Here is an 11,248-nt window from a genome sequence, read left to right on the forward strand (position 1 = left end):
ATCATCGTAAATACAGGCAAGAAACTGATAACTGTAGTTGATACGGCCGTAACGACCGCCCCACTTACCTCCGAAACTGCATTAAAGATAACTTCTTTAGTCTTTTCTTTTGCTTTCTCTAAATGTTTTAAAATATTCTCCATTACCACAATACCCATATCAACAATAGTTCCGATAGCAATGGCAATTCCTGACAATGCAACAATATTCGCATCCACTTTGAATAATTTCATACCTACAAATACCATGAGCACGGTAAGAGGCAGCATGCTGGAAATAAGTAATGATGTACGAAAATGCATAACCATCACCAATATCACAATGATGGTAATCAATATTTCATCCTGCAATGCATGTTTCAATGTGCCTAATGTTTCATAGATAAGCCCTGTACGGTCGTAAAATGGTACGACTGTCACTTGACTTACGGTTCCATCTGGCAAGGTCTTTTTGGGTAATCCCAGGGCAATTTCTTTTATTTTTTCTTTAACACTTTTAATTGTTGCCAGTGGATTCTCCCCATATCGCGCCACCACAACACCGCCTACTGCCTCGGCACCTTCTTTATCTAAAACACCTCTTCTAAGTGCTGGCCCCAATGCAACATGGGCAACATCCTTGATATAAATGGGTACATTATTAAGGGATTTAACTACGGTATATTCAATATCATCCAATGATTTGATAAAGCCCAAACCGCGCACCATGTATTCTACTCGATTCACTTCAATCGTACGGGCACCCACATCCAAGTTGGATTGACGAACGGCATTAAATACATCGATCAATTGAATGCCGTGTTCCCGCATGGCGATGGGATCAACATCAATTTGATATTCTTTTACGAATCCACCAATAGATGCCACTTCTGCCACGCCATCCGCAGATTGAAGGGCGTATCGCACCGTCCAATCCTGGATACTACGTAATTCCTGTAAATCCCAACCACCCGTGGAATTGCCATCTACATCTTGTCCTTCGAGTGTATACCAAAACACTTGTCCCAAGGCAGTTGCATCTGGGCCTAGAGACGGTTGGACACCTTGGGGTAGCGTACCAGATGGAAGTGAATTCAGTTTTTCAAGAATCCGTGAACGGGACCAATAAAACTCCACTTCTTCGTTAAATATGACATAGATGGTTGAGAAGCCGAACATGGAAAAAGATCGAACCGTCTTAACATCGGGAAGTCCCAACAAAGCAGTGGTTAACGGATAGGTAACTTGATCCTCAATATCCTGGGGACTTCTACCACTCCATTTCGTAAATACAATTTGTTGATTTTCACCAATGTCAGGGATCGCATCCACGGGTATAGGATCTCGAGGTAAAGCACTAATTTTCAAATCGAAGGGTGACACCATTGTACCCCAAACCACCATTGTACTTAAAAAGATACCCACAACTAATTTGTTGTTGAGGCAGTAATGGATCAGCTTATCTAACATGTTTTAATTCTTTCTTTTTACAACTTTGTGGAAGTTTCAAACTTCTGTAAAGTTCTATAAATCGCGATTATATTTAGCTTAATGCTGATGACTCATGGGTTGCGCTTTTTCCAAATCAAGGCTCGCATTCATCATACTGGGCTTTGCGGAAATTTGCATGGCGCTGTCAATTTTGAAATTCCCTTTAACAACCACTTCCTCACCTGCCACTAATCCGGATTTCACCACATATTGATCGCCGACTCTTGGTCCTAAGACAATTTCTCGACCTTCAAATGTTGGTTCATCCACTGGCACTTTTACATATACAATGGCTCGGTTACCCGTTTTGAGAACGGCGCTGGCGGGAATTAATAAACTATCATGACGATGGCCCGGCGTGTGGACGATGCCCATGGATTCTGATTGGACCAAATCCATTTCACAGATGGGACAGCTGCCGGACTTGGATTGAACCACTTCCGGATGCATAGGACATACCCATTTATTCGCCAATTCAGGATTAATCGCTTTCCCCTCACCTCCAATAGATGCTTGAATTGAACCATGTACAAACATGCCCGGCTTCAACTCACCATCAGAGTTCGCGACATTAATACGCACTTTAACTGTTCGTGTTTTTTCATCAACCACAGGATCAATAAATGCGATTCTCCCCGCGAAAGTCTTTCCAGGAATTCCGCCGGTAGTAAAGGATACATCCTGCCCGAATGCCAACCATGGTAAGTCTGTTTCGTAGGCATCCAAAATAATCCATACCCTGGTCAAATCGGCAATGGTATAAATATTGGTCCCCGTTTTTACATAGGCACCTTCAACACTATTTTTTTGAATCACCACGCCAGACATTGGACTATAAACTGTGACTACATCGGAAGGAGATTCACCCATTTCAATCGCTTTTATTTGTTCATCTACCAATCCCATTAAGCGGAGTTTTTCCCGTACTGCCAACAGATTTGATTCCATAGATTTTTGGTATAATGGGGATTGAGAAGAACCCATACCTAATATTTTACGCGCCTGGATTAATTCTTCTTGAGCTGCGTAGAGGTCAGGGCTGTATAGTTCAATCATGTGATCCCCTTTATTCACGGTAATTCCTGTATAATCCACAAACATACGCTCGACTCTTCCCGATACCCATGCAGTTATATTCCCAATCCGAGATTCATCATAAGCAATTTTACCTGACAATTGAATTTCCATTTCAGCTTTTCCATAGATCGCAGCAACCGTTTCAATATCAGCTAATTTTACCGCATCTTCTGACAAGGAAAGCTGATTAGGATTAATTCCACTACCAATTTCTTTTTCTAATGGAATCAAATCCATAAAGCAAATGGGGCATTGACCCGATTCAGGAAGTTGCACATTGGGGTGCATGGAACATGTCCACACTTGGGATGTGGAACTATGAGTATTATGATTCACATTTTCAGATGGGATGTTTTCACCCGAAAACCAAGATCCTATTAAAAATGCAACCACAACTAGACCAATGGTTATTTTGTAATCGTTTAAAATTTTCTTCATATTCATCATATCTTCTCCCCTGTTATGACTGATAGTTTGGATGTTGCCTTCAAATAATTCACCAATGCTTTTTCATATTTCATTTGAAATTTCAGTAGACGGCGTTGTGCATCAACCAAAGAAATAAATTCAATGTTATCTCCCCGATATGCAATTTCTGATGCGCCAAGGGATTCCAATCCTTTTGGAATAAGAACATCCTTATATAAACGAATCTGACGGCTGGATTCCTCCAGGTCAAATAAAACCATTTCCAATTCACTATTTAATTCATTTTGGATAGACACGGCCCGAGCTTCAGCGCCATTCAATGCAAAATTCGCTGATGCAATTTCTGCATTCGTTTTTCTGAACCAAATGGGAATATCCAACGATATTTTTGCCACCAGTGGATCTTTCCCGCTAAAAGCACTACCTTCCTTTTCACCTGTGGTAATTGATTCGACACCCAAAGCAATATCCGGCATTCGATTCAACTTGGACCGTTTAACTCGGTATCTTTGCATTTCTATATCTGCATTTGCGCCTAAAACAGTGGTGTTGTTTTTCAGGATTTTCTCTTTAACTATAGATACATCCAATTCAGCTAATTCAAATGTTAATGAATCGGGAACGACGATATCCATCAATGAAGGGTCATTCAATAAGGATTTAAACCGTTCAAGAATTGGTATCTTTTTATTCTCTAATGTAAATAATTCATCTTCAAGCTGTATTAATTCAATCTGTGTTTTGATCAAGTCTGGATGACCAGCCCGTGCCGTCACATATTTTGAACGAATAACACCATCCCAATTTTGGATCAATTTAAAATTTTGTTCGGTTAATTCTGTTACACGCACTAAGTAGTAATAATCATACCATGTAGATCGAACTGCGTGATTAAGCTTCAATTGATGTTCCACATACTTATAATAGGAATTTTCTGCTATTGAGGATTGGATTTTTCCCTGCAATCCCCGCTTCCCGAGGAAAGGGAATTTCTGCATTAGACCAATCTTATATTGCTGGGGACCGGCGGCTGTTTCTACACTTTCGAGGAAATAACCAACATTAAGAGTAGGATTAGGTAATCCCTTGGCAGCGGTTATACTGGTTTCTGCGGATTTCCATTGATTATACGCACTCTTAACAACAGGATTGTTTTCCTGTGCTTTTTGGATATACAGGTCCAGGTCACCCTGAATCGCCATCAAGGGAAAAGTACCAATCATCAAAGCGATAATCGGTTTAATATGTTTTTTTTGTCGTAAAAATAAATTCATAATTATCCTAATTGTTGAAGAAAATCAACAGATCCGAGACATACGGATCCCTAAAAATGGACGCAATCGCCCTAGGTTAGAATAATATTATAAGCGGAGAGGTATGGAGAATTTCGCCTGAGAATCAGACGAACGGTCTAGAGAAACCGTTTTTTGAGAGCGTTGACATTTGGGTGCATCCATTTTCATAGTGCATGTTGTTTTAGTCATGTCAACTTGAGCAGATTTTTGATCTGATTTAGGAGCGGATATAACAGGAATAAATTGTGAATGTTTACATTTCGCCTCAGACATTGAACAGCTTTTATTACTATTCATCGCCTTTTTGTTCTCACAACATGTTTCTTTTTTCACCTCGCAACAAGGCATATCACAGTCGATATGAAGAATCGGAGATGCCATGGCAAAAGCCATAATCAAGATTAATCCAATAGATATGGAGCGTTTAAGCATACAGGAATTTACTTTAAAATATACTATTTGTTTAAAAAAACTTCATGAACCGTTTCCCACATCTCTACAGGGCCCGTTGTATCAACGATAGCAAGGCTACTCATTCGGTAGGAATTTTTTACAGTGAGTTTTTCAATAATGGTCTTTTTTGTATCCATGTTCAATTCTTTATAGATTAAGCTAATATGTGGCTGGAAATCGTAATCAACCGCAAATGATTGGTCGAATAATTGATTCATAATCGTTAATTGTATATTGGTCTTTAGTTCAATAAATAATGATTTCCAAATGAGGTCAGAGTGATTAAGACCATTGGTTGAGATCTGGAAAGGGTTGATTTTGATTTCATTTATAATGTCTTTTGCTAATTCCAGATCTGAGATAGGACTGAATAAAGTACAATGTGGTTCAAAGATAGGGGCGTCGTTTTCTTCCCCTAATAATTGTATAGTTTCGGATATATAAGCTTCATCCTCTTTCGAAAGCAGAAGCCAAATTGAATATTTGGATGGATTCATAATTTTAAAATTAAGTTAAAAATTAAAGAGCAAACAACTTGGTGAACTTCAACGCAATCATGCCATTATTCTTCTCAACCCCTTTCAAATCCGAAATATTGGAATAAACCAGAAAGAGATCACTCAATGGTGCATGGATTAGATTCATACGGAAATTGGACACCAACTTCTCATCGGCGGCATTATACTGAAAATAGAGCGTATTCAATAATTTTACCGAATGATTGTATTTGACCTTTAAAGTATAAACATCAGCATTTACGGTGGAGTCAGGAAATTTAACCATATTCTTATTCATACCGATATCCACACTAAATCGATACCCCCGCTTGATGGATGCAGAAATACCTACTGAATTTCTTTTGCCATGAAAATAATCACCGAGACTCGCATTACCATTAATGGTGATAAACTTGGTCCGATCCCCTCGATAATAAAGGCCCAAAGAATTGAACACATATTCATCCGCCGGGACTTCAGCGCCATAGATTGTAAAGGGTGTTTTAATGTTTTCTTCTGACCGTATAATTCCCGAGAAAAGCATAGCACCACTCATGAATTGAATATCGAGTCCGGCCTTTAAATTTCGGGATTCCATGTATCCATCAAGATTATCAAACTGATTTACAAATACGTAGGGATTAAGACTCAAAAATCGCCCGGAAGAATATCGTTTATGAATCCCAGCAGTTACAAAAGACTCACCAACATTTGTCCTCTGGATGAATCCCACTTGAGGTCTGAATTCCCTGCCCACCTTTTTATAATAAGCAGAAAGATCCCACTTATTATCACGATAAGCCACCGCCACTCGTCCGGCAGTATTCTCCCCTTCTGTCTCAGGATTTTCAGTCTGGGCAAAATAAGTATAAATGAGTATTTTGTTAATATTAAAATTTAGATCCAAACCCATGGATTGGTGATCCCTATCCTCTCCATTGGAATTTCGATCAATAAGGATGGCACCAAAATTTGATTTCTTCAGAAAATTTCCCCGAATACGGGAAACATTAAACTGGGTTTGAGGTATATTTTCCGTCCCTTCAGCAGTCATGTTGATATAACCCACATCAAAATTGCCAATTTTTCCGCTGAGACGTGCACCGCCGGTGATGGGAATTTGCTCTCCATCCTCTAGACCAATTCTTCTGCTATGAAACATTGAGAAAGAACGCCGGTAACGACTGGGGCTCATTCTGTATAAATAATTGGAAATATCCCCAAATTCAAACAAGCTGGCATTTTCTAAAAAGAAGTCCCGTTTTTCAGGAAAGAATAATGGAAAGCGTGTCAGGTTCACCCGTTCTTCATCCGCCTCAACTTGTGAAAAATCAGTATTGTATGTGGCATCCAAAGTAAGGCTTGGCGTAATGCTGAATTTCACATCAATTCCTGCATCGGAATTTTTTGTTTTTTCTTCGGCGCGAATCTGGTTACCAATAATAAATGGTTTTACCTGGAGATTCCGCCCGGGCTGAATATTCCGCAATCCTTTGAGCGTACCACCCTTGGAAACGGAAATAAGTTTTTCAAATGGTTCAATGGGACTCCAATAAACATCCTCCCGTTTTCGTCTCACGCGCCGCAGGAAATTGATGCCCCAATCCTGTTCCCCATCGCTGGGATTGAAACGCAAACTGGTGAGTGGAAATGCCAATTCAATTTCCCATCCGTAATCGTGGATGGATGTTTTGGGATAAACGATCCCTTCCCAGGCGCGGTTCATACTTGTACCGTCATTATTAATATATATGTCCTTAATGGCGCCGGCGGGATTGAATAAAAACACATAACCGCTTTTGTCATCATTAAAGGTATCCAGCATAAGGGCGAATGCATCAGAACTCTGGGAATCAAAATCCTGCTCCAAGCTTTCGATAATAATTTTATCCGGCTCCGAATCATAAAGCACGGCCGAAACGTATAAATAATCCTTGTCATATAGTACCCGTACAACCGTCCGCTCACTTGGCAAGTGTCCCGGGTTGGGTTGAGATTGGTAAAATTCTGTAATGGAGTCTGCCTGCATCCATGCCGCTTCATCCACATGCCCATCCAGGACGATGTGCCCATTTACAACTGACGTATACATCGTTGGCCGAGGGAATGTTTTAAGATCAATAATAGAATCATTCCCGAACAGGAACGATAATGTAATTATGAAAGAAAGAATTGCAATCCGAAAAATCATGGTATCCCGCTAATTATTAAGGCAGAAAATTTAGCTCACGTAAAATGTATTTATTAAATGATATCTGGATTTATTTGGGAACAACCAGAACGGGACAATTGGCTTTATTCAAGATTCCCTCGTCAATCGAATCAAAGAAATTTTTCTTAAAATAATTTTGTTTTCGATGCCCAAGAATTAAAATATCATGACCAAGCGCCGCCTTACTTATCGTCCTTGGAATTGAGTCACTACTTATAATCGTAATTGTACAATCATTCGCAGAAGTTTCATTAACGGCACTCACCCTTTCATAAATGTCACTTTCAGAAAATTTAGGAGGAGGCGCATCCATCATCATTGACATTTCGCCGGCATGGGGTTCATTCACATGGATAAAGGTCAATTTGCCTCCACCATCCTTTGCCATTTTTATCCCAACCTCTATAACCTTTTTTTCGTCACCTCTACCGCAGAGACCCACTAAAATATTTTTGTATCCCATAAGCCTTATTTTTCTGCGAATTTTATACCGCAGCCTAATGCCCTCGTTTCAGTTACAGAAACAATTTGTCCTTTTCCCACAGCATGAATTGCATTCATTAAATATGGCTCTTTCACCTTTTTGGGCTTCCGAGCATTATCATCAATCGCACCACGGTAAACCAATTTACCTTTTCCATCAAATAAATAAACGTGTGGCGTTTTGGTGGCACCAAAAGCTGAGGCCAATTTGGATCCTTCATCCACTGTATAAAGAAAATCGTGACCATATTTTTTGGCAAATGCCTTCATGTCGTTTAATCCTTCACCATTATCCCGGGCTGTTTCATTGGGATTAATCGTAATGAACCCAATTTTATTTTGAGCGCTGGCGACCGCCAAAGGATTATATCGATCCTGCCACGCCTTGACCCATGGACAGGAATTGCAGGTGAAATTCACTAGTAAGCCATTTTCCATTTTTACGTCATTGAGACTGACCATCTTTCCGCTAATGTCAGTCATTTTAATATCTCCCAACGGTATGGAAGCTCCGAGTTCCAATTCACCGGCAAAAGTAAAGGTTAGTAAAAGTGCTAAAATTGTTGATGTTTTAAGTTGTTTAATCATTGTATTTCTCCCCTTTTGAAGTGCTTAATATTACAGGATATTTTCCAATTTGCAAAATCGGACCTTCCGTCCATTGGTTTAGTAAACTTTTTTCGAGGGTAAAAACAATATCTTTGAAAAACAAATAACATAATACTCCCAGTCTCATAAATTGGGACACCACTCTTGAAAGAGGGGAATAAAAAGGATATTTCAATGGGTTTGTCTCATAAATAATTCAAAACTGCTTTGGAAATCTGTATATCCTGAACTGCTACGCCAGTCAAATCCGCAATGGTAATCTCATCATCATTTTTCCTGCCATTGCATTTTCCATAGATAATTTCGCCAATTTCAACCACATCATTCATGGTAAAACCATTTTTTATTGCTTGGTGAATTTCTCCCCTTAATTCACATTGGGATCTGCTATCCGCCACCACAAGGTCTGCTTGAGAAAGTATGGATGATGCCAACTCTTGCTTAGTCATTGTATCCGATCCCATTGCAGTAATGTGGGTTCCCGGTTTTACACGATGGATCAATGGCACTTCACTCGCGGTACAAGTGATAATCAATTGGCACTGATCTATAATATGATCCATGTCAATTGTTGTTGTGATTTCATAACCACTATCTTTCATATTCGATTGATATTTTAACAAGGATATCTTGCTTCTCCCCCAAACAATGGCGGATTCACAATCAATGATACTGTTTAAATATTTAAGCTGCATTTTACCCTGAACCCCCGTGCCAATAATGCCAATTTTTTTCACGTTTTTTGGAGCCAAATGTTTGGCGCAGATGGCACCGGCGACGGCAGTACGGACATCCGTTAGATAGGATTCATCCTTCAATACTGCCAACGGCTGACCAGTTTTTTGGTTGAAAATCAACATCATTCCATTGCCGCCTGGGAGGCCCAAATCAGAATTACGAGAAAAACCCGAAGCAATTTTTATAACATATACATCATCATTTTTGATATAACCATACTTAATATGGACATCACCGGGTGGTACGTCAAAATGCATCTCACCTACTGGTGGCACTACCACATCACCCTTAGAATAAGCGGCGAAGCCCCTTTCGATCTCCTCCACTAAATTGATGTGGGGAAGAACTGATTTGATCTCTTCTAGATTAACAATTCGCATCACAGAATTGATTTCAAAACTTCTGTACTGATGTTGCCACCGCACATAACGATGACCACCGTTTGACCTTTAAATTTATCTTTCAATTGCATAAATCCAGCAATGGCCGCTCCGGCCGCTCCTTCGATGAGTTGATGGTGTTTTTCCACTCCGACTTTGACACCTTCAGCAATCTCATCTTCTGTAACCAAAATAAATTCATCTATAATATTTTGACATAATTCAAATGTAATTGATCCTATTTCCACACCGCCGGCGGTGCCGTCTGAAAGGGTGTCCTTAGAAGGTAAATCCAACTGTTGTCCCGCTTTTAGGGATTCATACATAACACAAGAGTTTTTTGGCGAGACGCCAACTATATTAATATTTTCATTCATGGATTTAAGATAGCCTCCCACACCGGAAATTAATCCGCCGCCGCCTACAGAAATAAGAACTGAATCTAGAGGTGCCAATTCATTCCAAATCTCAACGCCCATGGTCCCCTGACCGCAAATAATATCTGGATCATTGTAGGGTGAAATGTACGTGGCGCCCGTAGTGATTGAAATTTCTTGGGCACGATCCTCAGCATTGATACAGTCATTGCCAAAATATTCCACCTCGCCACCCAAGTTGAGAATATTCTCAACTTTATTTTTATGAATATTTTTAGGAACAATAATCTGTCCTTTAATCCCAAGGATAGACATAGCCAAAGAACAGGCGGCACCATGATTCCCTGTGGAAGCGGTTACCACACCTTTGGACTTTTCCTCCTCAGTCAAAGCAGTCATTTTACTGATAGCACCGCGAAACTTAAATGAACCTGTTTTCTGAATATTATCCAATTTCAGGTAAACATCACCATCAATGATATTACTTAAAAAGGGAGAATGATCTAAGGCTGTATGGCGAATATATGAATTAGACCGTTCATGCGCACTTATTACATCTTTGGGAAACGAGATCATAGTGAATTGAAAACGGGTGTAATTCTGTCTAAAGCTGCTTCAAGATCAATTTGTTTAGCGCCATAACCAAACCGCAGATAATGATCCATACCGTACCAATCACCGGCCACCAGCATAACACTGGCTTCATTACGGACCTTGTCAACTAGTTCAGAGGAATTAATGTCCCAGTCATAACTTGCAAATGCCATAGCACCTGCATCCGGTGGAATAAAACTAAACCTCCCTTGAAATAAATCTACCCATGTCTGAAACAAAGCCAGGTTTTTGGTCAGTGCATCTCGAGTGCGATTCAATGTTTTCATACGATTATCAGGAAGGAGTACGTGGGCCGCAATCATATCACTCAATCGGCCAATGGCAATGGATGTATAATCGTGAGTGGCCCAACATTTCTGTATATATTCCTCGTTGGAGAGCGACCATCCCAGTCGCAATCCCGGCAACCCGTAGGCTTTGGATAAACCGCAATTCACGATAGTCTTAGGATAATCAATTTCCCAAACTGAAGTACATTCTTCTCGATTCAATTCTGCCCCACGGTAAACTTCGTCAGACAATATCCATGCGCCCACATTTTGGGCTATCTCACCAATGGCATGAATAGTTTCCTTGGGTAAAACAGAACCGGTGGGATTATTGGGATTACAGAT

The 11,248-nt window shown here is 40.0% G+C and carries 11 protein-coding genes; all 11 read right to left on the reverse strand.

Annotated elements, in window-relative coordinates; genetic code table 11:
* Nucleotides 1-1,448 (reverse strand): efflux RND transporter permease subunit (locus HN459_02700; GenBank protein MBT3478351.1); only part of this gene is annotated, 1,448 nt, incomplete at its 3' end.
* 78 nt (nt 1,449-1,526) lie between these two features.
* On the reverse strand, nt 1,527-2,984 hold the full coding sequence (locus tag HN459_02705; GenBank protein ID MBT3478352.1) for an efflux RND transporter periplasmic adaptor subunit: 1,458 nt from the start codon (nt 2,982-2,984) through the stop codon (nt 1,527-1,529).
* Nucleotides 2,985-2,989: 5 nt separating this feature from the next.
* Nucleotides 2,990-4,249 carry a TolC family protein gene (locus HN459_02710; GenBank protein ID MBT3478353.1) on the reverse strand — a complete coding sequence of 420 codons (1,260 nt, stop codon included), beginning with the start codon at nt 4,247-4,249 and terminating at the stop codon, nt 2,990-2,992.
* 87 nt (nt 4,250-4,336) lie between these two features.
* Nucleotides 4,337-4,702 carry a hypothetical protein gene (locus HN459_02715; GenBank protein MBT3478354.1) on the reverse strand — a complete coding sequence of 122 codons (366 nt, stop codon included), beginning with the start codon at nt 4,700-4,702 and terminating at the stop codon, nt 4,337-4,339.
* Nucleotides 4,703-4,725: 23 nt separating this feature from the next.
* Nucleotides 4,726-5,220, reverse strand: a complete 495-nt coding sequence (locus tag HN459_02720; protein MBT3478355.1) for a hypothetical protein — start codon at nt 5,218-5,220, stop codon at nt 4,726-4,728.
* 22 nt (nt 5,221-5,242) lie between these two features.
* Entirely contained in the window at nt 5,243-7,411 is a 2,169-nt protein-coding gene (locus HN459_02725; GenBank protein MBT3478356.1) for a carbohydrate binding family 9 domain-containing protein, read from the reverse strand.
* A gap of 70 nt (nt 7,412-7,481) precedes the next feature.
* Nucleotides 7,482-7,895: a universal stress protein gene (locus HN459_02730; GenBank protein MBT3478357.1), complete on the reverse strand. Its 414-nt coding sequence runs from the start codon at nt 7,893-7,895 to the stop codon at nt 7,482-7,484.
* Nucleotides 7,896-7,900: 5 nt separating this feature from the next.
* Nucleotides 7,901-8,503 (reverse strand): redoxin domain-containing protein, encoded by a 603-nt coding sequence (locus HN459_02735; protein ID MBT3478358.1) that lies wholly within the window; start codon nt 8,501-8,503, stop codon nt 7,901-7,903.
* A gap of 206 nt (nt 8,504-8,709) precedes the next feature.
* Nucleotides 8,710-9,645, reverse strand: coding sequence for an ornithine cyclodeaminase family protein (locus HN459_02740; protein MBT3478359.1), 936 nt, complete (start codon nt 9,643-9,645; stop codon nt 8,710-8,712).
* The gene (locus tag HN459_02745; GenBank protein MBT3478360.1) at nt 9,642-10,595 is read right to left on the reverse strand and encodes a threonine/serine dehydratase; all 954 of its coding nucleotides are present in this window, start codon (nt 10,593-10,595) and stop codon (nt 9,642-9,644) included. The genes HN459_02740 and HN459_02745 overlap by 4 nt, the downstream gene beginning before the upstream one ends.
* Nucleotides 10,592-11,248 (reverse strand): aminotransferase class I/II-fold pyridoxal phosphate-dependent enzyme (locus HN459_02750; GenBank protein ID MBT3478361.1); only part of this gene is annotated, 657 nt, incomplete at its 5' end. The genes HN459_02750 and HN459_02745, both read right to left, overlap by 4 nt.

Source organism: Candidatus Neomarinimicrobiota bacterium, assembly GCA_018647265.1.
Classification (GTDB): domain Bacteria; phylum Fidelibacterota; class Marinisomatia; order Marinisomatales; family TCS55; genus TCS55.